The organism is Roseinatronobacter monicus (genome assembly GCF_006716865.1).
Lineage (GTDB): Bacteria > Pseudomonadota > Alphaproteobacteria > Rhodobacterales > Rhodobacteraceae > Roseinatronobacter > Roseinatronobacter monicus.
On the sequence record NZ_VFPT01000001.1, the window covers coordinates 877,303 to 901,395 of the forward strand.

Annotated in this window: 25 protein-coding genes; 8 read left to right on the forward strand and 17 right to left on the reverse strand. The window is 58.6% G+C overall.

The window, feature by feature from the left end; translation table 11 throughout:
• Positions 1 to 88 precede the first annotated feature (88 nt).
• Both fliK and BD293_RS03960 read left to right on the forward strand, forming a co-directional pair.
• The gene (gene fliK / locus BD293_RS03955) at positions 89 to 1,714 is read left to right on the forward strand and encodes a flagellar hook-length control protein FliK (RefSeq protein ID WP_142079967.1); all 1,626 of its coding nucleotides are present in this window, start codon (positions 89 to 91) and stop codon (positions 1,712 to 1,714) included.
• 165 nt (positions 1,715 to 1,879) lie between these two features.
• Positions 1,880 to 2,536 carry a flagellar hook capping FlgD N-terminal domain-containing protein gene (locus BD293_RS03960; protein WP_142079968.1) on the forward strand — a complete coding sequence of 219 codons (657 nt, stop codon included), beginning with the start codon at positions 1,880 to 1,882 and terminating at the stop codon, positions 2,534 to 2,536.
• Positions 2,537 to 2,730: 194 nt separating this feature from the next.
• On the opposite strand, the gene hemP is transcribed toward BD293_RS03960, so the two are convergent.
• Positions 2,731 to 2,898 carry a hemin uptake protein HemP gene (hemP, locus tag BD293_RS03965; protein WP_142079969.1) on the reverse strand — a complete coding sequence of 56 codons (168 nt, stop codon included), beginning with the start codon at positions 2,896 to 2,898 and terminating at the stop codon, positions 2,731 to 2,733.
• Positions 2,899 to 3,104: 206 nt separating this feature from the next.
• Here hemP and BD293_RS03970 point away from each other — a divergent pair, with 206 nt between their 5' ends.
• From BD293_RS03970 to ggpS, 4 genes are all read left to right on the forward strand, one after another.
• Positions 3,105 to 4,085 carry a type I glyceraldehyde-3-phosphate dehydrogenase gene (locus BD293_RS03970; RefSeq protein ID WP_142079970.1) on the forward strand — a complete coding sequence of 327 codons (981 nt, stop codon included), beginning with the start codon at positions 3,105 to 3,107 and terminating at the stop codon, positions 4,083 to 4,085.
• A 165-nt stretch (positions 4,086 to 4,250) separates the two neighbouring features.
• A complete protein-coding gene (locus tag BD293_RS03975; protein WP_142079971.1) occupies positions 4,251 to 4,457 on the forward strand; it encodes a cold-shock protein in 207 nt (68 codons plus the stop codon).
• Positions 4,458 to 4,598: 141 nt separating this feature from the next.
• The gene (locus BD293_RS03980) at positions 4,599 to 5,381 is read left to right on the forward strand and encodes an HAD-IIB family hydrolase (protein WP_142079972.1); all 783 of its coding nucleotides are present in this window, start codon (positions 4,599 to 4,601) and stop codon (positions 5,379 to 5,381) included.
• Positions 5,378 to 6,907 carry a glucosylglycerol-phosphate synthase gene (ggpS, locus tag BD293_RS03985; protein WP_142079973.1) on the forward strand — a complete coding sequence of 510 codons (1,530 nt, stop codon included), beginning with the start codon at positions 5,378 to 5,380 and terminating at the stop codon, positions 6,905 to 6,907. Before BD293_RS03980 ends, ggpS begins: the two co-directional genes overlap by 4 nt.
• A gap of 11 nt (positions 6,908 to 6,918) precedes the next feature.
• Here ggpS and mnhG read toward each other — a convergent pair whose 3' ends face one another.
• From mnhG to mbhE, 7 genes are read right to left on the reverse strand one after another with little or no spacing between them, the layout of a single operon-like run.
• On the reverse strand, positions 6,919 to 7,227 hold the full coding sequence (gene mnhG / locus BD293_RS03990; protein WP_142079974.1) for a monovalent cation/H(+) antiporter subunit G: 309 nt from the start codon (positions 7,225 to 7,227) through the stop codon (positions 6,919 to 6,921).
• Entirely contained in the window at positions 7,224 to 7,550 is a 327-nt protein-coding gene (locus tag BD293_RS03995; protein WP_142079975.1) for an MrpF/PhaF family protein, read from the reverse strand. Before BD293_RS03995 ends, mnhG begins: the two co-directional genes overlap by 4 nt.
• Positions 7,547 to 8,026, reverse strand: a complete 480-nt coding sequence (locus BD293_RS04000; RefSeq protein ID WP_142079976.1) for a Na+/H+ antiporter subunit E — start codon at positions 8,024 to 8,026, stop codon at positions 7,547 to 7,549. The genes BD293_RS03995 and BD293_RS04000 overlap by 4 nt, the downstream gene beginning before the upstream one ends.
• Entirely contained in the window at positions 8,023 to 9,522 is a 1,500-nt protein-coding gene (locus BD293_RS04005; protein WP_142079977.1) for a Na+/H+ antiporter subunit D, read from the reverse strand. The genes BD293_RS04000 and BD293_RS04005 overlap by 4 nt, the downstream gene beginning before the upstream one ends.
• Positions 9,519 to 9,884 (reverse strand): Na+/H+ antiporter subunit C, encoded by a 366-nt coding sequence (locus BD293_RS04010; RefSeq protein WP_142079978.1) that lies wholly within the window; start codon positions 9,882 to 9,884, stop codon positions 9,519 to 9,521. The genes BD293_RS04005 and BD293_RS04010 overlap by 4 nt, the downstream gene beginning before the upstream one ends.
• A 1-nt stretch (position 9,885) precedes the next feature.
• Positions 9,886 to 10,308, reverse strand: a complete 423-nt coding sequence (locus BD293_RS04015; protein ID WP_142079979.1) for an MnhB domain-containing protein — start codon at positions 10,306 to 10,308, stop codon at positions 9,886 to 9,888.
• A complete protein-coding gene (gene mbhE, locus BD293_RS04020) occupies positions 10,305 to 12,581 on the reverse strand; it encodes a hydrogen gas-evolving membrane-bound hydrogenase subunit E (RefSeq protein WP_142079980.1) in 2,277 nt (758 codons plus the stop codon). The genes BD293_RS04015 and mbhE overlap by 4 nt, the downstream gene beginning before the upstream one ends.
• Before the next feature lie 316 nt (positions 12,582 to 12,897).
• Between mbhE and BD293_RS04025 the strand changes: the two genes are divergently transcribed.
• On the forward strand, positions 12,898 to 13,236 hold the full coding sequence (locus tag BD293_RS04025; RefSeq protein WP_142079981.1) for a hypothetical protein: 339 nt from the start codon (positions 12,898 to 12,900) through the stop codon (positions 13,234 to 13,236).
• Positions 13,233 to 14,213, forward strand: coding sequence for a P1 family peptidase (locus BD293_RS04030; RefSeq protein WP_142079982.1), 981 nt, complete (start codon positions 13,233 to 13,235; stop codon positions 14,211 to 14,213). The genes BD293_RS04025 and BD293_RS04030 overlap by 4 nt, the downstream gene beginning before the upstream one ends.
• A gap of 61 nt (positions 14,214 to 14,274) precedes the next feature.
• Here the strand turns inward: BD293_RS04030 and BD293_RS04035 are convergent, their stop codons facing one another.
• The 9 genes from BD293_RS04035 to BD293_RS04075 all read right to left on the reverse strand — a co-directional run bounded on the left by BD293_RS04035 (position 14,275) and on the right by BD293_RS04075 (position 24,047).
• The gene (locus tag BD293_RS04035) at positions 14,275 to 15,201 is read right to left on the reverse strand and encodes an electron transfer flavoprotein subunit alpha/FixB family protein (protein ID WP_142079983.1); all 927 of its coding nucleotides are present in this window, start codon (positions 15,199 to 15,201) and stop codon (positions 14,275 to 14,277) included.
• Positions 15,201 to 15,962, reverse strand: coding sequence for an electron transfer flavoprotein subunit beta/FixA family protein (locus tag BD293_RS04040; RefSeq protein ID WP_142079984.1), 762 nt, complete (start codon positions 15,960 to 15,962; stop codon positions 15,201 to 15,203). The genes BD293_RS04035 and BD293_RS04040 overlap by 1 nt, the downstream gene beginning before the upstream one ends.
• A 119-nt stretch (positions 15,963 to 16,081) precedes the next feature.
• Complete coding sequence (locus tag BD293_RS04045; protein WP_142079985.1) at positions 16,082 to 16,654, reverse strand: cob(I)yrinic acid a,c-diamide adenosyltransferase; 573 nt, start codon at positions 16,652 to 16,654, stop codon at positions 16,082 to 16,084.
• Between the two features lies 1 nt (position 16,655).
• The gene (locus BD293_RS04050; RefSeq protein ID WP_142079986.1) at positions 16,656 to 16,862 is read right to left on the reverse strand and encodes a twin transmembrane helix small protein; all 207 of its coding nucleotides are present in this window, start codon (positions 16,860 to 16,862) and stop codon (positions 16,656 to 16,658) included.
• A gap of 85 nt (positions 16,863 to 16,947) precedes the next feature.
• Entirely contained in the window at positions 16,948 to 17,802 is an 855-nt protein-coding gene (locus BD293_RS04055; protein ID WP_142079987.1) for an SDR family oxidoreductase, read from the reverse strand.
• Positions 17,777 to 19,171, reverse strand: coding sequence for a sigma-54-dependent transcriptional regulator (locus BD293_RS04060; protein ID WP_142079988.1), 1,395 nt, complete (start codon positions 19,169 to 19,171; stop codon positions 17,777 to 17,779). The genes BD293_RS04055 and BD293_RS04060 overlap by 26 nt, the downstream gene beginning before the upstream one ends.
• Positions 19,168 to 19,527 (reverse strand): Hpt domain-containing protein, encoded by a 360-nt coding sequence (locus BD293_RS04065; protein ID WP_142079989.1) that lies wholly within the window; start codon positions 19,525 to 19,527, stop codon positions 19,168 to 19,170. The genes BD293_RS04060 and BD293_RS04065 overlap by 4 nt, the downstream gene beginning before the upstream one ends.
• Positions 19,528 to 19,667: 140 nt before the next feature.
• Positions 19,668 to 21,560: a propionyl-CoA synthetase gene (locus tag BD293_RS04070; protein WP_142079990.1), complete on the reverse strand. Its 1,893-nt coding sequence runs from the start codon at positions 21,558 to 21,560 to the stop codon at positions 19,668 to 19,670.
• Positions 21,561 to 21,767: 207 nt separating this feature from the next.
• Positions 21,768 to 24,047 (reverse strand): NADP-dependent malic enzyme, encoded by a 2,280-nt coding sequence (locus BD293_RS04075; protein WP_142079991.1) that lies wholly within the window; start codon positions 24,045 to 24,047, stop codon positions 21,768 to 21,770.
• Positions 24,048 to 24,093: the final 46 nt, after the last annotated feature.

Here is a 24,093-nt window from a genome sequence, read left to right on the forward strand (position 1 = left end):
CAATACCGTCAGATTCCCTCATTCCGGTAAAGATTCGGTAAGCAATGACCCGCATAATGAGGGAATATCGAACAAGTTCAGGTCCACCATGTCTGAAATGCAGATTATGAAACCGGGGGAAGCGACCTCACATGCCGCTCGAAAGGGCATGACCGTCCTGGCGTCGGCTGATGATCAGCCATCCTTCAGGGAACATCTGCATCCCGTCGTGGATAAAGCTGTGTCTTGGGGTCCGCACCGGCAAGAGGCTTTAATTCTTTCTGAACGCGGTGATGGGCCGAAAGCTGGCACGCGCACGCCCCTTGCACGCATGATTGCCCCGCCTGCGTTTGGTGCCGTCACCTCACTTAGGTCGGAAGCTGACCCCACAGATTTGCTAGATGCTCTGTTTCAGGAACCACCGGCTTTGCCTGTGCGGCTTTCAGAACCGGACAGATTTCATAACCCCCGCAACGGCGGTGCTGTTGACGACACTGTGGAAATGGGAGGTGTCGATGATCCTGACTTTGAGGCAGATTTGCATGCTTCGCATCGTGAAGACACAGCCTCTTGGCACGCTGGGCGCCTGCCTGAAGGAGAGGTCTTCGACGGGGAGCCAGCTGCAGCGCATGTGAAGGAGCAGGGCCACCTGCGCATTGACGCAGATCTGACAGGGGCTCAGCCTGTCAGACATGTTGCCCAAGACGCCGCGGCGGGTATGGCGCATTTGTTGCAACCAGATTTACCCGCGCGGCAAACCGATGCGCCCGAAACATTCGTGCCCGCTGACCAAGTTCTAACGCGCGATGCGGATAGACCAGATGTGCCGCGCATTGGGAATCCGCCCTTGGTGATACTGGCCGATGATGCAAGAAAGGATGCTTTGATTGATAGAAAGCCGGACTTGTCTGCGCGCCATGGTACGCATCTTTATGTGGCATCAGCGGGCGCAGATCAGAACGGATCGTCACCTCCGCCTGCTCGTTTAAACGCCATTGCAACATCCAGAGCGGAGTTAAGGACTGATGATCTAAAAACGCATGTGCGGTCACAAGTCCTTTTCGAAGCGAAGATTTCCACGCCTTTGGTTGCAGATGATCTAGGGCGAAGCATGTTGCCGATAAAGAATCGTGTACCGCTTGAGCAGATGACGACCACAGGCCCGATGCCAAATATAGCCCCACTTGCAGCGCATAAGTTGCCGCCTGACCTTCGGCAGAATAATATACTGGCAAGCGGGTTCACGCGGGGCGGTGCCGAAGATTTGGTATCTGCATCGACTATATCATTTTCCACCGTTGACGGCGGATATTCCAAACCGCGCTTGCCCATAGGCCAACACCTCGCACCGACGATCTGGGCGCAAGTGAGCGGGGCAATCGCGCATTCGACCACGAAATCCTTTCAGATCCAGTTGGCACCTCTTGAGTTAGGGCGCGTTCGTGTGACGATGAACGCAACAGATGCCGGTGTGCAGGTCATTATTTTTGCAGAGCGCCCAGAAACGCTTGAACTGATGCGCAAATTTTCTGCCGATTTTGAGCGCGAACTGAAAGACCTCGGGTATGACAGCCTCGATATGAAATTCTCGCATCAGCAGACAGCTGACCATCAGTTTCAAAAGCGGCTGCACGCAGATGAACCAGATCAGCTGCCAAAACCTGCGCTACCCGCCGAATCATTAGTGGGGCCAGTGAATGTTTCTGTCTGGACTGGGATGGATATTCGTGTCTGAGGGGTGCCGCCCACCTGGGGCAATGCTGCTTCGCTGCACGGCTTTCGCGCCATTGTCAGCACCGCTAGGATATACAAGTGCGCGCCCGAAACACTTACTACGCGCGACACATGGCTTGATCTGGCCAGCGTCCAGATGACGAATTTTACAAGGAGATGATGTGAGATGGATGCGCAAATACACGCTTTGAACCCGAATGCAGTGGGCCATGCCAGAGATGCACAGCGCAATGCGCCAAAGACAGAAATTTCGAGTGATTTTCAGACATTCCTACGCATGCTAACCACGCAGATGCAGAATCAGAACCCTCTCGAACCGATAGAGGCGTCTGATTTCGCTGTGCAGCTTGCCACATTCTCAGGCGTCGAACAGCAAGTCAGGACCAATGATTTGCTGGCGCAACTGGCGGGCCGCATGGGGTTGTCAGAGCTGGGCAATTGGGTTGGCCGCGAAGCGCTGACATCTGCCCCGCAGTTGATTGATGGCGCGCCGCTGCGGCTTGTTCCCCCTGAAATAGCAGGTGCTGATCGTGCAGAGTTGGTGCTGCGCGACGTGAATGGTAATGAGGCGGGGCGATACTCTGTTTCCCCGAACGCCACCGAAATTATCCTCGACATCCCCGATCAAGACCATGGCGGCCCCCGGACCGGCTATTATGCCATCTCGATGGAGAGTTTCAGGGCGGGTGAACTGATTGGGGAGGGGCCTGCGCTTGGCTACTCCCGGATTGTCGAGGCGCGCAGTGACGCGGGACAAGTGCTTCTGGTTCTGGATGGGGGCCATATCATCGCCAGTGACAAGGTTGTGGGCCTGCGTGCGTGAGGCACATACATCGCGCGTATTTTCTCGACATTCGGGCGCATGGAAAATCGCCAAACGCATACGGCGCGACGCGTCAGGTTGCTCACAAGGGCCTTGAGGTTAACCTGCAACACATGCGCCCGCGCCGATGAGTGGCGATAACGCCCGAGCCGCGCCACGACGGCGCAGCACGCATTCCGTTGTGCAAGGACCGCTCACTTGGTCAGGATCAACTTGCCCGCGCGGGTGATGCGCAACTGATAGGTTTTGCCATCAAGCAAGATTTGCGCCAGACCGCAGCCTTGTGTGAGGTTATGGGCATCGTGAACCGGCGGGTTCTGGGGGGCGCGATGCATCAGCGACGGTGCAGTCATTGCGTTCATGTCGGTCTCCGTTGGTTTGATGTCACGTAACGCTGGCTGATTCGCTTGCTTGTGCGTTAAATATGAGTGTTTCACTCGGAAAAGTAAAGACCAACTAAAACACTCTGTAATTGTCAGGCAATATGCTGCCCCATGATGCATAAGCTTGCACATGCCGCGCAAATCGGTCCATGTGCGTGTGAAATCGGGCAGAGAAGGGGCAAGCGATGCACAGAGTGGCAATCAACGGCTTTGGCCGGATCGGGCGGACTGTGCTGCGCGCTTGGCTACAGGGCGGCTGGCCGCAGGTCCAGATTGTCGCCGTGAATGACATCGCGTCGCCCGAGGATTGCGCCTATTTATTCGAGTATGACAGCGTGTTCGGCCCTTTTGCGGGCGAAGTGGCGCTGACACAGGACGGCTTGCGTGTTGCGGGGCATAATTTGCGCCTGACCCATGCGGCGGATCTGTCCGAACTTGACCTGTCTGATATTGACCTTGTTATGGAATGCACAGGCCGCGCAGACCGGACAGAAGTGGCCCGGCGTGGCTTGCGGGCAGGTGCAGGCCGGGTGCTGATTTCCGGCCCGTCCGACGCCGCAGAGGTGACTTTGGTAATTGGTGCGAATGACGAGTTGCTTAGCCCCGAGCATCAGCTTGTCTCGAACGCGTCGTGCACGACCAATGCAATGGCGCCCCTGGCGCGGCTTCTGCATGAGCGGTGGGGCATTGCCACGGGGTTCATGACAACGGTGCATTGCTACACGGGCAGCCAGCCCACGGTTGATGCGCCGCGCGGCGATCCTGCGCGCTCGCGTGCGGCGGCGCTGTCAATGGTGCCGACCACGACCAGCGCGCAACGCCTTGTCGAGCGCGTTTTGCCCGAACTGGATGGGCGATTGCTGGGGGCTGCAATCCGGGTGCCAACGGCCTCTGTTTCGGCGATTGATCTGGCTGTCATGCTGGACAAACCGACAACCGTGCAAGAGGTCAATCATGTGCTGCGCAGCGCCGGCGGCGTGATCGGATGGACAGAAAAGCCATTGGTTTCGACAGATTTACGTGCGCGCCCCGAAAGCATAGTCATGGCGCTGCCCGAAACCCAGATGACGGCAGCAGGGATGCTGCGTGTCATGGGGTGGTATGACAACGAGTGGGGGTTTTCATGCCGGATGCTGGATATGGCCGCGCGAATTTCAAAGCTGTAGGGCGTCTTTGCTCTTGCATTTTCGTATGAGAAAGGACACACTACCAAAGCGACGTTACCACTATCGACCACTGTTCTCCGTCTGAGGCCACAGTCACTTCGATCTTGCACTGACTGAGCCGGGCTGCCGCGTAGTGTGGGCAGCATATTGACAGGAGACTTCACAATGGCCAATGGCACAGTGAAATGGTTTAACGCCACCAAGGGTTACGGCTTTATCCAGCCTGAAGGCGGGTCCAAGGACGTATTCGTTCATATCTCAGCAGTAGAGCGCGCGGGTCTGCGTGGTCTGGACGATGGTCAGAAAGTGACTTTCGATCTGGAAACCAGCCGTGATGGCCGCGAATCTGCGAGCAACATCGCGCTGGCCTAAGGTCAGGCGGCTTTCCACGGAAAGCGTATAAAATAACACCAAGCCGCCCAAAAAATGGGCGGTTTTTTTATTTTGCGGTTTTTTTGGCGGTTATGGGCTGCGCGGCTTGGCCTCTGGTCGTGCGCCATCTAGCTGTTAGACATGCAAACTGTACATGAACTTTCCAAACTCGCGACCGAGTGCGAGATGGTGCTTGCGACGGATCTGGACGGAACCTTTCTCGGGGGTTCAGCAGAAGACCGGCAAATGCTGTATCGCTGGCTGCGAGAGCAATATCCGACGGTGCGTCTTGTCTTTGTCAGCGGGCGTGATCCAGATTTCATAACCGAACTGTGTGCTGCGGGCGACGTGCCCGCGCCCGAGTATGTAATCGGCGATGTCGGCACGACGATTGCGCAATTCACCGACGGCCGCGTGCACCCCATCGCGGCACTGGAGGCCCCGATTGTGCGGCGCTGGCATGGCATGGCTGATCTGGTGCGCACGCGCCTGTCGGTGGTGCGCGGGCTGTGGATGCAGCCAACGTCCTTCCGGCACCGCCTGTCCTATCAGTATGACGACCGGTTTGATCCCGCCGCACTTGGGGTGCTGGAGGGGATCGATGTGGATGTCCTGATCTCGCATGGCTGCTTTGTCGATATTTTGCCAAAAGGGATCAGCAAAGGCCCATCGCTTTTGCGCCTGATCGATCATTTGAAACTGCCGCGTGCACGTGTGCTGGTTGCAGGCGATACGTTGAATGATCTGTCCATGTTCCAGACCGGCTTGCATGGTGCGGTCGTCGGCGGGTCAGAGGTCGAGTTGCTGGAAGCGACCCGCGAGTTGCCGCTGGCCTATCACTGCCGCTCAGCAGGCGCAGGCGGCATTCTAGAGGCCATTCGCGCACACGCGCTTTTCCCAACAATACCAGAGGAGTGGGCATGAAATCTGATCTTGTCATTGTTTACCACCGTCAACCTTATGAAGAGGTGGTAACGGGTGCGGGTGTTGAATACCGCGAAAACTCCAGTCCCAACGGGATTGTTCCGACATTGAAGGGGTTTTTGGGAAAGGCCAAGCGCGGGGCTTGGGTCGCGTGGAAAGAGGCGGAAGACACATCCGACCCCGGATTCGAGCCGGTGATCGAGATTTCAGACAGCTATGGCACCTATGATGTCAGCCGCCTGCCGTTGACTGCGGAACAGGTCAGCAGCTTTTACCATGTCACCTCAAAAGTGGCGTTCTGGCCGATCCTGCACGGGTTCAAAGAGCGCTACAATTATGACCCCGTCGACTGGCCTGCGTTCCGGTCAGTGAACTGGGCCTTTGCCGAAGCCGCCGCCGAGCAGGCGACCGACGATGCCGTGATCTGGATACATGACTACAATCTGTGGCTGGTTCCGGGTTATTTGCGGCAGTTGAAACCCAATGCGACCATCTGTTTCTTTCACCACACCCCGTTTCCGGGGCCGGATATGTTCAATGTCCTGCCGTGGCGGGCAGAGATTATCGACAGTCTGCTGGCCTGCGACTCGGTCGGGTTTCACATCCCGCGCTATGCACAGAATTTCGCGGCGGTCGTGCGCAGTCTGACTGGCGCGAAACTGATAGAAGATTGTGCAACCCCTACAACGTTGGGGGCCGCTGGTGGGGCACTGAATGACCGCCGGATGCCCCTGACATTAGAACACTATGGTAATCAGATCAGCATTCACACGCGGCCCGTGGGGGTGAATTTTGACTATATCGAAGGGCTGTCGAAGGAAATCGAGGTCCGTGAAAGGTATGACGAAATTCGCCACGAGATGGGCGACCGCAAGCTGATCTTGTCCGTCTCGCGGACAGATTACACCAAGGGCAATATTGAACAACTCGAAGCCTTTGCCCGATTGTTGGAACGCAGGCCCGATCTGCATGGCAAGGTGCGCCTGATGCTGGTGTCGGTGGGCGCCAACCGCAATATGACCGCTTATGCCGAGATTCAGGAAAAGATCGAGTCGCTGACCGGGCGGATCAATGGCACCTATGGCAGTCTGGAATGGCAGCCGGTGGCGCTGATCTCTCAGGCAATCCCGCTGGCGCAACTGGTGGCCTATTATGCCGCAGCAGATGTCGCTTCGATCACACCGCTTGCAGACGGGTTGAACCTTGTGGCGTCGGAATTCTGCGCCGCGCAAGACCTTACACGGCCCGGCGCGCTGATCTTGTCAGAGTTTGCGGGCTGTGCGGTGTTGCTGGACGGGGCGATCCCGGTCAATCCGTTCTCTAATGCGTCAATGGATGCGGCGCTGGATCAGGCGCTGGCAATGGAGCGCGAAGAGGCGGCCTCGCGGATGGCGGCGTTACGGCGCTGCGCCAAGACATGGGATATCTCGGCTTGGACGGATGCAGAGCTGGCCCATTTCAAGGTCTTGAAAGACGGGCGCAGATTAGGTCTGCGCGCCATGGATGGTGCCCGGCCCGCCGCCTGAGCGGGGGCCGATCAGTCGTCAGCGGCTTCTTTGTCTTTCAGCTTTTGCATGACACGCGCATGGGCGCGCCCGATCATATGGGCGGCAATCGGCGCGGTCAAAAGCAAGAACAAGGACGTGGCGACGACCTTGCTGACCACCTCGCCCGAACCTTCGTAAAAGGCCAGACCCACCATCACAAGCAACGCCCCCAAGGTACCAGCCTTGGTCGAGGCATGCATGCGCGTCAGCAGATCAGGCAGGCGCACGATCCCGATGGCTGCAATCAACACGAATGCAGCACCGGCGATCAGGAACAGACCAACAATTACATCAATCATGTGTCCTGCTCCTTTTGCTTGGCATGTTTCTGCTCGGTCTCGTCCAGTTCGAACCGGCGTTCGGCGTAGCGGGCCAGCGCAACCGTCGCCAGAAAGCCCACCAGCGCCAGAACGATGGCGACATCCAGAAATGACGGCTCGTCCATGAACACGGCATAGACGCCGCAGAACGAGATGATGGTGACGGTCATCATGTCCAGTGCCACCACGCGGTCGGCCAGTGACGGCCCCTTGGCCAGCCGGACAAATGCAACGGCCATGCCAAGCAGGATCAGCAACAAGGACAGTTGCGCTGCGAAGTTGAGAAAGCCTGCACCTGTCATTTCTCGAATACTCCCATAATCAGCCGCTCGAACCCGGTCTTGATGTCGCGCGTGATTTCTTCGGCATCGTCGCCGAACATGGCATGCACGATCAAGGTTTCCCGATCCTGTGTGACATCGACACTCAGCGTGCCGGGTGTCAGCGAGATCAGGTTGGTCAGCAGCAGGATTTCAAAGTCTGACTTGACGGTCAGCGGGATCTCAATCAGCGCCGGTTTGTTCTGGGGCACAGGGCGGATCACGTCCCATGCAACCTTGACCGACGACAGCAGCAACTCCCAGATGAAGAACAGCGCCAGATAGACCGAGCGCCAGAAGCGCTTGAAATACATCGCGTCAATGCCCGTCAGCGGCTGCGATAACCACAGCGCGAAAAAGCCCAAGACAGCCCCCGTGGCGAAAGACGCGAAACTGAAATCCCCCGTCATAGCGGCCCAGGCAAAGGCCAGCAGCAGGTTCAGAACCAACCCATTCATGGCTGCACCCCCAGAACTGTGTTCACATAATCGCTTGGGTCAAGCAACTGCTCGGCCGCGGTCTGTGCGAATTGCACGAACGGTTCGGGGTAGAAGCCGATCAGAATGGTCATCGACGCCAAGCCGATAATCGGGATCATCATTGCGCGTGTCACCTTGGCAGGGGCGCGGTCGGGTGTCGGGTCGATCCCGTCGGGATGCGGTTTCCAGAAGGCCATGCCCCAGATTTTCGTCATCGAGAAAATCGTAAGCAAGCCCACCAGCAGCGACACAAACGCCACGAACCATGCGTCCAGCTCCAGCGCGGCCTTGACGATCAGGTATTTCGCCCAGAACCCCGACAAGGGCGGGAAGCCCGCCAGCGAGAAGGCGGGGATGAGGAACAAGGCCGCCAGCAGGGGCGAGGATTTGTAGAGCCCGCCAATCCGGTTCAGGTCGGTGCTGCCCGCATATTGCTTGGCCAGACCCGCGACAAAGAACAGATTGGCCTTCACGATGATGTGGTGCACCAGATAGAACACGCCCCCCATAAGCGCCAGCGGCGTGAACAGCGCCAGCCCCAGCGTCATATAGCCAATCTGGCTGATGATGTGAAAGGACAGGATCTTGCGGAAATCCGTTTGCGCGGCTGCCCCGATGACCCCTGTGAACATGGTCAGCAGCGACACCCAGATCAGGATTTCATGCGTAAAGCCCACATCGCCCACGAAAACCAGCGTGAACATGCGCATCATGGCATAGACGCCCACCTTGGTCAGCAGTCCGGCAAAGACCGCCGAGATGGTGAAGTAAGGCGTGTGGTATGAGGCAGGCAGCCAGAAGAACAGCGGAAACACCGCCGCTTTGACCCCGAAGCCGACCATGAACATCATGGCGATCACGGTGATCAGCCCCTGATTTTCAGCATTGGCGACAGCCTCGCGCAGGTCGGCCATGTTCAGCGTGCCGGTCACACCATACAAAAGCCCGATGCCCGACAGGAAAATCAGCGTCGAGACTAGGTTAAGCGCCACATATTTGATGCCCGCATCCAGCCGCTCTTTGCCGCCCCCGATCACCAGCAGCGAGAAGGAGGCGATCAGCATCACCTCGAACCACACATAGAGGTTGAACAAGTCGCCTGTCAGGAACGCACCTGTCACGCCTGCAATCAGAACCTGAAACAGCGCATAGAAGCCCAAAGATTCCGTTTCTTCTGGAATTTCCCCAAGGGCATAGATTGCTGTGGCAAGCCCTGTGATTGCGGTGATGACGACCATCACGGCACTCAGGTAATCGGCAACCAGCGTGATCCCGAAAGGCGCGTTCCAGTTCGACATCTGCGCCGCGATCACGCCCTCATTCAAGACAGCAACCATCAGCACGCCAGATACAATCAGTGACAGTGCAGAGCCCGCCAGCGAGATCCAGCGCCCTGCCGGGTAATTGCGCGCAAGATAGGCGAACACCGCCGTGGCAAAGGGCACGGCGATGGGCATAACCAAAACCCAACTCATTTCGTCGTATCCTCCTTGGGTTCGGCAAAGCGCATCTCATCAGTGTCAACGCTGTTCATGCGCCGATACCCTTCAAAGGCCAGCGCAAGGGTGAAAGCCAGCAGGCCAAAGCCAATGACAATAGCTGTTAGAACTAGGGCTTGCGGCAGGGCATTGCCAACCACGCCCAAGGGGGCATCTTCGCCATATGGCACCAGCGCCGGTGCGCCCTTGGTCATGCGACCAGAAGCGAAGATCGTCAGGTTGACCGCGTTTGACAGCAGCACCAGCCCGAACAGAAAGCGCATGAAATTGCGCGCCAGCATCAGATAGACCGCAGCGGCCGTCAAAACGCCGATCACGATTGCAGTGAGGGCTTCCATGTCAGGTCTCCTCCTCGAATGCGTAGGTCAGTGACAAGATACCCCCTAAAACCACCAGATAGACGCCGACATCAAACACCAGCACTGTGTTGAGCGAGAAGGCCGCTGTTTCATAGCTGTCGCCGCCAACCCAGTACCATTGGCCGGTAAAGAACGGATCGCCCATGAAGAATGAAAACAACCCCGCCAGCAGAGCGATGCCCAGTCCGACAATCGCAATCACTTCGGGCGAGATGCGCAGCGCCAGCCGTGCCTCTGCCGGGCCTGCGGCCAGCGAATAGACGATAAACGCCACAGCCCCGATCAGCCCGCCGATAAATCCGCCGCCGGGCAGATGGTGCCCGCGCAGCAGCATGAACAGCGAGAACACGAAAAGAAGTGCGACCAGCAAACGGGCCGCAGCGGTGAAGATGATGGAGTTCATTTCTTCTCTCCTTTCGCGGCGCGGGCCTTGGCCGCCCCTTTCAGAAGCGCGAATGCCCCGAGTGCGGCAATTATGACCACCGCAATCTCGCCGAACGTGTCCAGCGTGCGGAAGTCCACAAGGATGACATTGACGATATTGCGCCCGAAAGCCTCGGTCCAGCTTGCGGCCTCGAAGAACTCGGTCAGGCGGCGGTCAAAGGGTTGATCGACGACCAGCAGCAGCACGATTGTGGTCAGCACCCCGACTGTTGCGGCAAGAACCGCATTGGCAAGGTTGTGCTTTTGCGCGCCAGTCGGGTCCAGATTGGGCATTTTGAGGAAAGCCAGCGCCAGCAAGACTACGACCAGCAATTCAACCAGCAGCTGCGTGATGGCGACATCGGGGGCGGAATACATGATGAAGATCAGCGCCACACCAATGCCCACGACACCAAGTGCCACAAGGGCCACAATGCGCGACGATGTTTGCAACACCAGCACCGTGCCCGCAACAATCAGCGCGGCGACACCCCACTCCATGAAGCCAAGACCGGCGAAACCCAGTGTCAGCCCGCCCACATTGCGCGTCAGCAGCGTGATCAGGACCGTTGCCGCGAACACGGCGAAAGTTGCGAACATGTATTGGCGCAAAACACCGGTCTGAATGAGTTTGGTCTGACCCTTGGCCAGCGCCATGAACTTGTCCAGAAACACATCCCATCCCGCATCCAGATCAGGGCCGCGTGCCTCGATCTGCGCAAGCCTGTCGCGCAAGGCCTGATGTTTGATGTACAGCACGAAACCCAAGGCGAATGTCACAAGGCTGAGCAGAAGCGGCAGGTTGAACCCCGCCCACAACTTGACCCGCCCGCCCGTATCGGGTGCGCCCATGACTGCGGCCACCGCAGGTTCGATCAGGTAATAGGCACTCAGGCCCGGAAGCAGGCCAAAGGCCAGACCCAGAACACCCAGCACAACCGGACCAAGCAGCATCGGCCACGGCCCTTCATGCGGGTCTTTCGGCAGTTTACCTTGGGGGCCATGGAACGGCTTATAGGCGACAATGCCCGCCACGGCGAACATCAGCGCAAACGCGATCAGCGCCATAGGCACCACGAAGATCATCAGGCGCATCTCCAACGCGCCTGCATAGGCGACCTCCTTGGCGATGAAGCCCAGAAACGGTGGTATACCCGCCATCGCCAGCCCCGCCATTGCCGCCGCGACCGCTGTGATCGGCATGGCCTTGGCCAGCCCGCCCAACAGGTTTGCATCGCGCGTGCCGGTGCCGTGGTCTATGATGCCAATGGTCAGAAACAGGCCTGCCTTATAGAGCGAATGTACCAGCAAAAAGGTCATGGCGGCTGTGATTGCATAGCCGGTGGACCCTGCAAGGAACATGACCAGCGTGCCAAGCGCCATCAGGGTTGTATAAGCAAGCGTTTGTTTCAGGTCCGTCTGACGCAGCGCCATGAAGGATGCAAATACCGCTGTGACCGCGCCAAAGATCGACAACGTCCAGATCCAGACATCGCTGCCCGACAGCGATGGGTGCATCCGCGCCAGCAGGTAGACGCCCGCCTTTACCATCGTGGCCGAGTGCAGATAGGCCGAGACGGGCGTGGGCGCGGCCATCGCATTGGGCAACCAGAAATGAAACGGCACCTGCGCCGATTTGGTAAAAGCACCGCACAGAACAAGGATCAGAATCAGCAGGTAAAACGGCTGCCCTTCCAGACTGCCTGCCGCATTGATCTGCGACATCTCGAACGTGCCTTGGGTGATCCCGATCATGATCAGACCGGCCAGCAGCGCCAGCCCGCCCGCCGCAGTCAGCAGCAGCGCCTGCAACGCGTTGCGCCGCGATTTCGGATCAGTGTGCGAAAACCCGATCAGCAGATAAGAGGTAAAGGTCGTCAATTCCCAGAACACGAACAGCGCGATCAGGTTATCGGCCAGCACCAGCCCCAGCATCGACAGCATGAAACTGAACAGATACAGCGCGAAGCGGTCATATTGCGGGTGGCCTGCCAGATATTTCGCGGCATAAAGCATGACCATCGCACCGATGCCGGTGATCAGCAGCGCAAACATCAGGCTGAGTCCGTCAATCCAGAATGTCAGATTGACATCAAGACTGGGAATCCACGGGATCACCCATTGCACGGGTGTGCCTGCTGCAACACCGGGCAGGTATTGCAGGAAAAACAGGAACAACAGCGCTGTCAGGGCTGAAGTGCCGATACCGGATAGGGTTTTCCACGGGGCATTGGGGTCCGAATTTTCCGCCATCTTTGGGGTCGGGCTCCTTTGGTTGAACGTCCTCGGGCGGCGTCGCGGCTACCCGTTACCTTTATCTTTTGGGCGCTTTTTCCCATCTTGGAACAAAATTCACAATTGGAATCGACAGGTTTTTTCCTAAAATCGGCACGTTCATCGCCGGAGTGGTTGCCTAAGGGGCAGTTGCGCCGCATAACTGCGCTGGTTGTCAGAACACATTGTTTCTTTCGGAGATGGACCTCGCGGGGTTTGGAGCGACTTTTCGTATGCACACAAGGTTCGTAATCCAAGAGACAATGCAACCGTCCGTGAACCGCGTTGCGCCGGGATGAGTGGGCAACGCATTGATGCCATGATCGAGATATCTGCGCAGGCCATTTGTGACCCCGCGCAGCCATTGGAAATGCTGCCGCACAGGCTGGCTGAACAATGGCCCGAAGCGCCAGCGTTGGAGCTGACTGTGGCGCTCGCCTCTGCCGCCGATGCTGTGCAGGCGGTGTTCGATGACGCGGGGCAAAGCGGCCGACGTGCGCAGCGTGTCTGGCGACAGGCGGCGATGGTGGCGGCGGATTTGCATTATCTGGCGCTGAGCGGTGCAAACGCTGCAACAGCTGGCGATCTGCTGGCGTTCTGGCGCAGTGAATATGACATGAAGGACACATCATGAGTGCGGGACCGGGGCCGCGAAATACGATTACCGATGTCGCAGGGCTGCGCGTGGGCAACGCACAGGATACGGCACTGCGCAGCGGCGTCACGGTGCTTTGTGCCGATCAGCCCTTTTGCACAGGGGTGCATGTCATGGGCGGCGCGCCCGGCACGCGTGAGACGGAAGCCCTTGCACCCGACCGGCTGGTGCAGGAGGTGGACGCGCTTGTCCTGTCCGGCGGATCGGCGTTCGGGTTGGATGCGGCCTCTGGTGTGATGGAGGGGTTGCGCGCGATGGGGCGCGGGTTTGCGGTTGGCGGCTTGCGCGTGCCCATCGTGCCTGCGGCGATCCTGTTTGATCTGGCCAATGGCGGGGCCAAGGACTGGGCGCAAAACCCCTATGCCGAATTGGGGCGCAACGCTTTGAACGGGGCCGCGCCTGATTTCGCCCTTGGCAGTGCGGGTGCAGGTTACGGCGCAACGACGGCGCGGCTTAAAGGCGGGCTTGGGTCTGCGTCCTGGGTGCTGGACTGCGGCATATGCGTGGGCGCTTTGGTGGCGGTCAATCCGGTGGGATGCGTGACAATGGGGCAGGGGCCGCATTTTTGGGCAGCCCCGTTCGAGCATGACGCAGAGTTCGGAGCCTTGGGCATGGGCCGTGCCGAAGGGGTGCCGCTGACGAAACTGGCGCGAGAGGCCACGACCATCGCCATTGTTGCGACCGATGCCGCATTAGATCAGACGCAACTGACGCGTATGGCGATTGCTGCCCATGACGGGATCGCGCGCGCCATCGTGCCGTCGCACACGCCGTTTGACGGCGATCTGGTATTTGCTATCTCGACCGGGACCAAACCTGTCGCTGGGGCGGCGCTGCTGAATATCGGACATGCTGCGGCAACCTGCCTGACCCGCGCCATTGCGCGCGGGGTATATCTGGCTGACAGTCACACCGGCGACCTGCTGCCAAGCTGGCAATCGCTATATGCGCGCTGACCAGCGCTTAGAAAAAAGGCAGCCCGCAAGGGCTGCCTTTTGATCTTTCGAGAGTAGAGCCTCAGAGCTTCTCGGTCAGTTCCGGCACCAGCGTGAACAGGTCGCCCACCAGACCGTAATCGGCCACTTGGAAAATAGGCGCTTCCTCGTCCTTGTTGATGGCGACGATGATCTTGCTGTCTTTCATGCCCGCCAGATGCTGGATCGCGCCCGAAATGCCCACGGCAATATACAGGTCTGGTGCAACGACCTTGCCGGTCTGGCCCACTTGCCAGTCATTCGGTGCATAGCCCGAATCGACCGCCGCGCGGGATGCGCCCACCGCGGCGCCCAGCTTGTCGGCCAGCCCCTCGATGATCTTGAAATCATCTTCAGAGCCGACACCACGCCCGCCGGACACCACAACTTTGGCCGATGTCAGGTCGGGCCGGTCACTTGCGGCGACCTTGTCTTCGACCCAGTCAGACAGGCCGGGATTGGCGGCAGCACTTATATTCTCGACCGGAGCAGACCCGCCTTGGCCCGCCCCTTCAAAGCTGGAGGTGCGGAAAGAAATGACCTTGGTCGCATCCGAGGATTTGACTGTCTGGACCGCATTGCCCGCATAGATCGGGCGCTCGAATGTGTCGGCATCGACGACGCCCGACACATCTGACAGGATCATCACATCCAGCAACGCGGCGACGCGCGGCAGGATGTTTTTTGCATCCGTTGTGGCAGGGGCCACGATATGGCTGTAATCGCCCGCAATCGACACAATCAGCGCCGCTGTGGGTTCGGCCAGCCGGTGCGATAGGGACGCATCCTCGGCGCACAGAACCTTGGCGACACCTTCAATCTTGGCCGCCTCTGCTGCTGCCGCAGCGGCCGAGCTGCCCGCGCAAAGCACTGTCACATCGCCCAACGCTTTTGCAGCTGTCACCGCTTTCGAGGTGGCATCGACATTCAATGTGCCATCCGTGACTTCTGCCAGAAGAAGAACCGCCATCAGATCACCCCCGCTTCGTCTTTGAGTTTTGCCACCAGTTCATCGACGGAGGCCACTTTGACACCCGCAGCCCGCGACGCAGGCTCGGTCGTCTTGACCACGCTCAATCTTGGGCTGACATCTACGCCGTAATCGGCGGGTGTCTTTTCGTCGAGCTGCTTCTTTTTTGCCTTCATGATATTAGGCAGAGACGCATAGCGCGGCTCATTCAGGCGCAGATCGACGCTGATAATTGCAGGCATCTTGACCTTGATGGTTTGCAGACCGCCATCGACTTCGCGTGTGACAATGGCATGCTCGCCTTCGACCTTGACCTCAGAGGCGAAAGTCGCCTGCGCCCAGCCGGTCAATGCGCCCAGCATCTGGCCGGTGGCATTCATGTCATTGTCGATGGCCTGTTTGCCACACAGAACAAGACCGGGCTGTTCTTCGTCGATCGCGGCTTTCAGCAGTTTTGCAACGGCCAGCGGCTCGATATCGGTGTGCACATCATCGGTGGCCACAATCAGGATGGCGCGGTCAGCGCCCATCGCAAGGGCTGTGCGCAAGGTTTCCTGCGCCTGTTTGACGCCAATCGACACAGCCACGATTTCCGTCGCAACACCGGCCTCTTTCAGGCGAATGGCCTCTTCAACGGCGATTTCATCAAACGGATTCATCGACATTTTCACATTCGCCAGATCGACCCCGCTGCCATCCGCTTTGACGCGGACTTTCACGTTATAATCGATCACGCGCTTGACTGGCACCAGCACTTTCATCAGCGTGTATCTCCCTAAGCTTGATTTCTGACATGTTTGTAGCGGGGTGCCCTCTTGGAAAACAGTGCAAAATCGACGCATCTGTCCACAGCGACGCCGCGTTTTGGTGGCTTTGGGCGCTAACGGTTCGCGCCGGGAACCCAGAGAATGTCGTCAACCCCGTCATTATTGGCAATGCGTCCTGCCACAAAGAACCAGTCTGACAGGCGGTTCAGATATTTCACGGCTGATTCGTTGACCGACTCCATAGCTGACAGCGACACGGTTTCACGCTCGGCGCGGCGTGCGACGGTACGGCAGACATGCAGATGTGCCGCCAACGCAGAACCGCCGGGCAGAATGAAACTGCGCAGAGGTTTCAGCTGAGCATTCATCACGTCAATCTCTGCTTCCAACCGGTCAACCTGCGACGGGACCATACGCAGCGGGGTATATTCCGCTTCGGTATCGCGTTCCATATCGGGGCGACACAGATCGGCCCCCAGATCGAACAGGTCGTTTTGAATGCGCGATAATGCAGCGACCGTGTCGCCACTGGCATGTAACCGCGCGACACCGATAAAGGCATTCAGTTCATCCACCGTGCCATAGGCGGTGACGCGCTGCGCATGTTTGGCCACGCGGTTTCCATTTCCAAGCGCGGTTTCACCGGCATCGCCTGTCCGGGTATAGATTTTGTTCAGCACAACCATTTCAGGCTCCTTTAGATCGGAAATAGACAAAAATCATAATCATCACGACCGCGCCGAACTGGGCATAAATGCGCCAGCGCATCATGCGGTTGCCATGTTTGCGATTAAACTCTCCGCCACGGGCGAAACCGCCAATGCCGACAGCCAGCACGATCAGCACCACAAGCGAGGCTGCGGCAGCAAGCAAAAACAGGGGGTCTGACAGCATGAGGCGTTCCTTTCCTCCGTGGTTTGCGGGTGCGCTGCAATCTAGCGAGGTTGCGCGTGATTGCGACCCCAAATGTGACGCAAGTTCATAATCTGCCCAGAATCCAGTCAAGGGCACGCGTCGGCAAGACCCGCCGGATAGTTCCCAACAGGCGCGTGGGGGTGGTGACATAGTAGCGCGGCTTGGGGCGTTTTGCTTCCAGTGCGTGAATCAGGCGGCGGGTAACTGCCTGCGGTGGCAGCTCGAAAAAATCGGGATCGCGCTTGTCATATAGCCGCGTCAGCAGGCTGTCGCGGTATTGATCGGCGCGGGGGCTGTTTTCCCAGTCGATCCATGCCTCGAAATGCGGGATCGAGTTTTCGCGGATGCGCGAGGTGATCGGCCCCGGCTCTATCAGGCAGATATGGATGCCAGTGCCCGCCATTTCCAGCCGCAGCACATCTGTCAGCCCTTCCAGCGCAAATTTCGTCGCCACATACGCCCCGCGCCATTTCAGCGCCGCGAGCCCCAGCACAGACGAGTTCTGCACAATGCGGCCATGCCCTTGCGCCCGCATCACCGGCAAAACCTGCCGCGTCAATTCGTGCCAACCGAAAAAATTGGCCTCGAACAGGGCGCGCAGGGCATCGGTGGGCAGGTCTTCGGTGGCACCGGGAATGGCGTATGCGCCGTTGTTGAACACTGCATCCATTCTGCCACCTGTGCACTCCAGCACATGCGCAACCGCAGAATGGATCGAGGGGGTATCGGTGTAATCCAGCACCACAGTTTCAAGCCCCTCGCTGCGCAACCGCGCGCAATCGCTTTCGGACCGGCAGGATGCGAACACGCGCCAGCCGCGCGCATGTAGCGCATGCGCCGCATGATAGCCGATCCCGGAGGAGCAGCCTGTGATCAGAATGCTGCGCGCAAGATCAGGATTCAGGTTTTGTCCAGACATCGCGTTTGCGGTAAATGGTCGAGGGGGCGATGTCCAGTTCGCGCGCGGCCTGCGGGATTGATCCGCCATGCCGTTCAATCGCTGCCATGACCGCGCGTTGCTCGATCTCGGCCATTGTCAGCCCCTTTGTCGCCGCTTCCAGCCCAACAATCTCGGTATTGCGCTGCGCTGCGCCGTCGAATGTTTGCGGGCTGTTTGTCATGTCTTCGGGCAGCATCGCACTGACCAGTTCTGGCCCCGGATACAGCACAACGGCATGGCGCAGAACATTGATCAATTCACGTAAATTGCCATGCCATTGGTGTTTGCGCATAATCCGTGCCGCATCGTCTGAAACAGAGGTGAAGGTCTTGCCTTCCTGCTTGGCGATCCGGCTTAGGAAGCCTTGCGCCAGCCGTGTGATATCGTCACCACGCTGGCGCAGGGGCGGCACACTCAGAGGGATGACGAACAGGCGGTAATACAAATCCTCGCTCAGGCGGCCTGCACGCATTTCGGTGTTGGGATGCGCGCGCGCGCAGCAGATCAGGCGCATGTCGACCGGCACGGGTGCGCCACCGGCCGTTGGAATGCGGCTTCCGGTTTGCAGGGTTGCGACAAGCCGTGCCTGTAGGTCAGGACTCATGTCTTGCGGGTTTTCCAGCAGCAATGTGCCGCCATTTGCCCTTTGGATTGCCCCTGCTGTGTCGGGCTGGCTGCTGGTGCCGAACAACTCCTCCTCAAGCGCGGCACTTTCCAGAGCAGAGCAATTGACACTTACAATGGACTTCTCTGCGCGCGCGGATTGCTTGTGCACCATACGGGCAATGGTTTTCTTTCCGGTCCCCCTCTCGCCGAGGATGAAAACCGGTGCCATAGATTTTGCGACGGCGCTGATTTTGTTTTGCAACTGTCGCATTGCATCCGACCCGCCCATGAAATCTGCGAGCGGCAGATCATAGGGCGTGTGTTGCAGCGCCTTTGCCGCGCCAGTCTGGGCGCGATATTCGGACAAGGCATTGGCAACGGCCCCGACCAGGCGCATGTCGCCCAGCGGCTTTACAAGAAAGTCATGGGCCCCTTTGCGGGTTGCGTCCAGCGCCTTGTCGATCGACCCGTTTGCCGTGATGACGATGACGCGTGTTCCGGGCTGCTGCGCCATCATTTTGCGCATGATGGTCATGCCATCCATATCTGGCAACATCAGGTCCAGCAGGACCACACCGGGCCGGTATTCGTCGAACTTGGCCAATGCCTCGGCCCCGTTTGACGCACATATCGCGGGGTAACCTGCCTTTTTCAAAACGGCATGGTAGAGCATCTGCAAAGAGGGTGTATCTTCGACCAGCAGCAACTTTATCGGGAATGTCGGTTGGGGGGCAGTCGTCATGACAGTCCCGCCGAATGCGCCGAAATCCGGTCGCTAAGTGCTGCACACATCGTCAGGATATCAGCGTGTCTGTCGATAACATCTTGCAGGCTGCCCATGTCGCAATACGCCTCGGCCTCGGCGCAGAGTTTGACCAGAGGGGCCGCCCCGATTGTCAGGGAAATGCCGCGCAACTCGTGCAAGACACGCCGGGACTGTTCAAGACCTTTCCGTTGATCACTTGCGGCAAGGGTCATGCTTTGGGATAGCTGTGCTTGGCAGCGCTGGATGTCGGCCAGGAAATGATCTCTCAACTCGGCACCACCAAGCGACAAGAGCTCGTCCAGTCGTGTCTCTTCATATAACTGCGCGATCATGGTGGCCTTCGCGGTAACTGGAAACTAGAACACTAAGAGGTTGTGTTTAATAGAAGTCTATTCAATCTCTATGAGAGTATATTACCCTGAAAAGAATGCCAACCACAACACCGCTTTCAGAATTTCAGTATTCCGCGTGCTTATGATTTGGCGTAGCCAAGCTCTTGCAATGACATCTTGATTTCTTCCAGAATCGCCGGATCGTCGATTGTTGCGGGCATCTTGAATGGCTTGCCATCAGCAATGCTCACCATCGTTGCACGCAGGATCTTGCCCGAGCGGGTCTTGGGCAGACGGTCCACCACGACCGCCAGCTTGAACGCCGCAACCGGCCCGATCTGGTCGCGCACCAGCCGGACGCATTCGGCGACAATCTCGGAATTCGGGCGCTCTGTGCCTGAGTTCAGGCACAAAAAGCCCAGCGGCAACTGGCCTTTCAACTCGTCCGACACACCAATGACGGCGCATTCTGCAACATCGGGGTGATTGGCAAGCACCTCTTCCATGGCCCCTGTCGACAAACGGTGGCCGGCGACATTGATCACGTCATCCGTGCGCGCCATGATGTAGATATAGCCGTCCTCATCCATGTAGCCCGCGTCACCCGTGGCGTAATATCCGGGAAATTGATCAAGATAGCTTTTGCGAAAACGCTCTGCTGCGTTCCACAATGTTGGCAGGGTGCCGGGGGGCAGGGGCAGCTTGATGGCAATTGCCCCCAGTGTGCCGGCGCTAACCGGATGGCCGCCCTCATCCAGTACTTTCAGGTCATAACCGGGCATGGCGACAGCGGGCGAGCCGATTTTGACCGGCAGCGCCTCATACCCGACGGGATTGGCTGCAATCGCCCAGCCGGTTTCTGTCTGCCACCAATGGTCGATCACCGGCACTTTCAACTGGTCTTGCGCCCAGATGATTGTGTCCGGGTCTGCGCGCTCGCCTGCCAGATAGACGGTCTTCAGGCAAGACAGGTCATATTTGCCAACAAAGCTGCCCTTGGGGTCTTCGCGTTTGACGGCGCGAAAGGCTGTGGGCGCGGTGAAAAAGCTTTTCACTTTATGCTCGGAGATGACGCGCCAGAACGTGCCTGCATCGGGGGTGCCGACGGGCTTGCCCTCAAACACGATTGTGGTGTTGCCTGCGATCAGCGGCGCATAACAGATATAGCTGTGCCCCACGACCCAGCCCACGTCTGATGCGGCCCAGAACACCTCGCCCGCATCGACATTGTAGATGTTCTTCATCGACCAGTTCAGCGCCACCAAATGCCCGCCGGTTGCGCGGATCACGCCCTTGGGTTGGCCTGTGGTGCCAGATGTATACAGAACATAGGCGGGATGGTTGCCTTCTACCGGCACGCAATCGGCAGGTGCGGCGTCCTTGACGAATTCGGCCCAGTCGTGGTCGCGCCCTTCGATCAGGTCGGCCTGATGCGCGTCACGCTGCAAGATGACGCAGAAGTCGGGCTTGTGCGTCGCCTCGGAAATCGCGCCGTCCAGCAGGGGCTTATAGGCCACCACGCGTCCCGGCTCGATCCCGCAAGAACCCGCGATCATACATTTTGGCTTGGCGTCATTGATGCGCACAGCCAGTTCATGCGCCGCGAACCCGCCAAAAACCACCGAGTGGATGGCCCCCAGTCGCGCGCAGGCCAGCATCGCCATCAACGCCTCTGGCACCATCGGCATATAGATGATGACGCGGTCGCCCTTGACCACGCCTTTCGCCGCCAACGCGCCCGCCAGCTTGGCCACTTGATCGCGCATTTCGCGGTAGGTCAGATGCGTGATGGAATTTTTCACAGGACTGTCATGGATGACCGCAACCTGATCCGCGCGCCCGCCTTCGACATGGCGGTCCAAGGCGTTCCAGCACGTGTTCACAAGCCCGTCGCTGTACCATTCATACGAGGGGGCATTGTCGTCAAAGAGCGCTTTTGATGGGGGCTTGACCCAGTCAATCGCTTGCGCTTGTTCCATCCAGAACCCGTTTGGGTCGGTGATCGATTTCTGGTGAAGCGTAGCGTAGCGCATGCGTGTCCCTCCCAAGATTTAAGCTATGCAAAGCAATAGACGACAGACGCGCGCTGCTGCAATGGCTGTTACCGGCAACACGAGGCGTAATCTTCAATTACTTTGCAAAACATACGTGGAGTCACTGCAAAATTTTGCAAACCGAGCGTAATCAGGGCGGGTTACACGGCTGTCGGGAAAAGTTTGCAAATCTGCCTTTGGAAAACCCTACCCATATTGCGCAACAGGTGTCCCGGCCAGAGCGGACATGTTCAGCAGGCCCCGCGCGGTGATCGAGGGGGTGACGATATGCGCTGTGTTGGCCATGCCCATCAGGATCGGGCCCACCTCTAGTGCGCCGCCGCGCGCCTTCAGGATATTGCGCACCCCGCTGGCCGCATCGGTATTGGCGAAAATCAAGACATTCGCCGGCTCTGCAAAGCGGGCATTCGGCATCAGGCGTGCACGCAATTCGGGGTCGAGGGCGGCATCGACATGCATCTCGCCTTCATAGTCGAAATCGACACCTTGCGCATCGAGCAACTCCAGTGCGGCACGCATGTTGCGCCCGGACGGTGTGTCGAGATTGCCAAACTGACTGTGCGAGCATAGCGCAATCTTGGGCGCCAGCCCGAACCGGCCCACATGGCGCGCCGCCCCGATGGCGGTTTCCGCAATCTGTTCTGGCGTTGGGTTTGGATGGACTTGTGTGTCGGCGATGAACAGGTTGCCTTCTTGCTGGATCATCAGCGACAAGGCCCCGACCGGATGACGCTCGGCATTGCCCAAGATTTGGCTGACGTAATTCAGGTGCCACAAGAATTGCCCGAATGTGCCACAGATCAGGCTGTCGGCATCGCCCCTATGCACCATGATCGCACCAATGGCGGTGGTATTGGTGCGCAAAATCGCGCGGGCAAGGTCCGGGGTCACGCCGCGTCGTTCCATCAGGGCGTGGTAGCTTTGCCAGTAGTCACGGTAGCGCGGGTCGTCTTGCGGGTTGACCAGTTCGAAATCGCGGCCCGGCTTGATGGACAGGCCCGCGCGTTCCAGCCGCATCTCGATCACCTCGGGGCGGCCAATCAGGATTGGCACTTCGACGGTTTCTTCCAGCATGGCGGATGCGGCGCGCAAGACGCGTTCATCCTCGCCCTCGGCGAACACGATCCGGCGCTCGGTCTGGCGTGCGGTTTCGAACACAGGGCGCATGATCATGGCAGAGCGGAAGACCGAGGCATCCAGCCCGGCCTTATAGGCCACCAGATCCGCCACAGGGCGCTTGGCAACACCCGATTCCATGGCCGCCTTGGCCACAGCGGTTGCCACGACCCCCATTAGGCGCGGATCGAAAGGTTTGGGGATCAGATATTCCGGCCCGAAGCTGAGTTGTTCGCCCTTATAGGCCGCTGCAGCTTCGGCGCTGGTCGTCGCGCGGGCCAGTGCCGCGATCCCTTCCACACACCCAATCTGCATGGCGTCATTGATCTCGGTTGCGCCGACATCCAGCGCGCCCCGGAAAATGAACGGAAAGCACAGAACATTATTAACCTGATTGGGAAAATCAGACCGGCCTGTGGCCATGATCGCGTCAGGGGCAACCTTGCGGACGGCTTCAGGCAGGATTTCTGGTGTCGGGTTTGCAAGCGCAAAGATGATTGGGCGCGCACTCATTTTCTGGACATGTTCGGGGGTCAGAACGCCGGGGCCGGACAGGCCCAGAAACAAATCAGCGCCCTCTATCACTTCGCTCAGGCTGCGTTTGTCCGTGGCTTGCGCGAAGGCCGCCTTTTGCGGGTTCATATCCAGCTCGCGCCCCTCATGGACAAGGCCATGAATGTCGCACAGCCAGATATTTTCGCGTTTTACGCCCAGTTTCACCAGCATGTTCAGGCAGGCGATCCCGGCAGCGCCACCGCCGGTGCTTACAATTTTGATGTCCTCAAAGCGTTTGCCCACCACGCGCAGCGCGTTGGTGGCCGCTGCACCGACCACGATCGCGGTGCCGTGCTGGTCGTCATGGAACACCGGAATGCCCATCCGCTCGCGGCAAATTTTCTCGACGATGAAGCAATCAGGGGCCTTGATGTCTTCCAGATTTATTGCGCCGAACGTGGGTTCCATCGCGCAGACAATCTCGGCCAGTTTCTCGGGGTCGGATTCGTCCAGCTCGATATCGAAGCAGTCGATATTAGCGAATTTCTTGAACAGAACCGCCTTGCCTTCCATCACCGGCTTGGAAGCCAGCGGCCCGATATTGCCCAGACCCAGCACTGCCGTGCCATTGGTGACAACCGCCACCAGATTGCCGCGTATGGTGTAGCGCGCTGCGTTTTCGGGGTTCGCCTTGATCTCCATACAGGCTTCGGCCACGCCGGGTGAATAGGCGCGTGACAGGTCATAGCCATTCGCCAAGGGCTTGGTCGGGCGCACCTCCAGCTTACCGGGGCGGGGAAATTCGTGATACAAAAGTGCCGGATGACGGGCATCATCGGATGGATTGTCAGGCATGTTTTCTCCCTCCCGCAGCGATGGTTTAGCATTAAACAATTATTTT

Bases quoted from the DNA above. Each gene is read 5' to 3' on its own strand.
- BD293_RS04050 (WP_142079986.1), bottom strand. From the start codon at position 16,862: ATGCTGTCAGACCCCCTGTTTTTGCTTGCTGCCGCAGCCTCGCTTGTG.
- BD293_RS04065 (WP_142079989.1), bottom strand. From the start codon at position 19,527: ATGATCGCGCAGTTATATGAAGAGACACGACTGGACGAGCTCTTGTCG.
- BD293_RS04000 (WP_142079976.1), bottom strand. From the start codon at position 8,026: ATGAATGGGTTGGTTCTGAACCTGCTGCTGGCCTTTGCCTGGGCCGCT.
- BD293_RS04075 (WP_142079991.1), bottom strand. From the start codon at position 24,047: ATGCCTGACAATCCATCCGATGATGCCCGTCATCCGGCACTTTTGTAT.
- BD293_RS04035 (WP_142079983.1), bottom strand. From the start codon at position 15,201: ATGGCGGTTCTTCTTCTGGCAGAAGTCACGGATGGCACATTGAATGTC.
- BD293_RS04070 (WP_142079990.1), bottom strand. From the start codon at position 21,560: ATGCGCTACGCTACGCTTCACCAGAAATCGATCACCGACCCAAACGGG.
- ggpS (WP_142079973.1), top strand. From the start codon at position 5,378: ATGAAATCTGATCTTGTCATTGTTTACCACCGTCAACCTTATGAAGAG.
- mbhE (WP_142079980.1), bottom strand. From the start codon at position 12,581: ATGGCGGAAAATTCGGACCCCAATGCCCCGTGGAAAACCCTATCCGGT.
- BD293_RS04005 (WP_142079977.1), bottom strand. From the start codon at position 9,522: ATGAGTTGGGTTTTGGTTATGCCCATCGCCGTGCCCTTTGCCACGGCG.
- BD293_RS04025 (WP_142079981.1), top strand. From the start codon at position 12,898: ATGAGTGGGCAACGCATTGATGCCATGATCGAGATATCTGCGCAGGCC.
- mnhG (WP_142079974.1), bottom strand. From the start codon at position 7,227: ATGATTGATGTAATTGTTGGTCTGTTCCTGATCGCCGGTGCTGCATTC.
- BD293_RS04015 (WP_142079979.1), bottom strand. From the start codon at position 10,308: ATGAACTCCATCATCTTCACCGCTGCGGCCCGTTTGCTGGTCGCACTT.
- BD293_RS03995 (WP_142079975.1), bottom strand. From the start codon at position 7,550: ATGACAGGTGCAGGCTTTCTCAACTTCGCAGCGCAACTGTCCTTGTTG.
- hemP (WP_142079969.1), bottom strand. From the start codon at position 2,898: ATGAACGCAATGACTGCACCGTCGCTGATGCATCGCGCCCCCCAGAAC.
- BD293_RS04060 (WP_142079988.1), bottom strand. From the start codon at position 19,171: ATGACGACTGCCCCCCAACCGACATTCCCGATAAAGTTGCTGCTGGTC.
- BD293_RS04010 (WP_142079978.1), bottom strand. From the start codon at position 9,884: ATGGAAGCCCTCACTGCAATCGTGATCGGCGTTTTGACGGCCGCTGCG.
- BD293_RS04055 (WP_142079987.1), bottom strand. From the start codon at position 17,802: ATGTCTGGACAAAACCTGAATCCTGATCTTGCGCGCAGCATTCTGATC.
- fliK (WP_142079967.1), top strand. From the start codon at position 89: ATGTCTGAAATGCAGATTATGAAACCGGGGGAAGCGACCTCACATGCC.
- BD293_RS03960 (WP_142079968.1), top strand. From the start codon at position 1,880: ATGGATGCGCAAATACACGCTTTGAACCCGAATGCAGTGGGCCATGCC.
- BD293_RS04030 (WP_142079982.1), top strand. From the start codon at position 13,233: ATGAGTGCGGGACCGGGGCCGCGAAATACGATTACCGATGTCGCAGGG.
- BD293_RS03970 (WP_142079970.1), top strand. From the start codon at position 3,105: ATGCACAGAGTGGCAATCAACGGCTTTGGCCGGATCGGGCGGACTGTG.
- BD293_RS03980 (WP_142079972.1), top strand. From the start codon at position 4,599: ATGCAAACTGTACATGAACTTTCCAAACTCGCGACCGAGTGCGAGATG.
- BD293_RS04040 (WP_142079984.1), bottom strand. From the start codon at position 15,962: ATGAAAGTGCTGGTGCCAGTCAAGCGCGTGATCGATTATAACGTGAAA.
- BD293_RS04045 (WP_142079985.1), bottom strand. From the start codon at position 16,654: ATGGTTGTGCTGAACAAAATCTATACCCGGACAGGCGATGCCGGTGAA.
- BD293_RS03975 (WP_142079971.1), top strand. From the start codon at position 4,251: ATGGCCAATGGCACAGTGAAATGGTTTAACGCCACCAAGGGTTACGGC.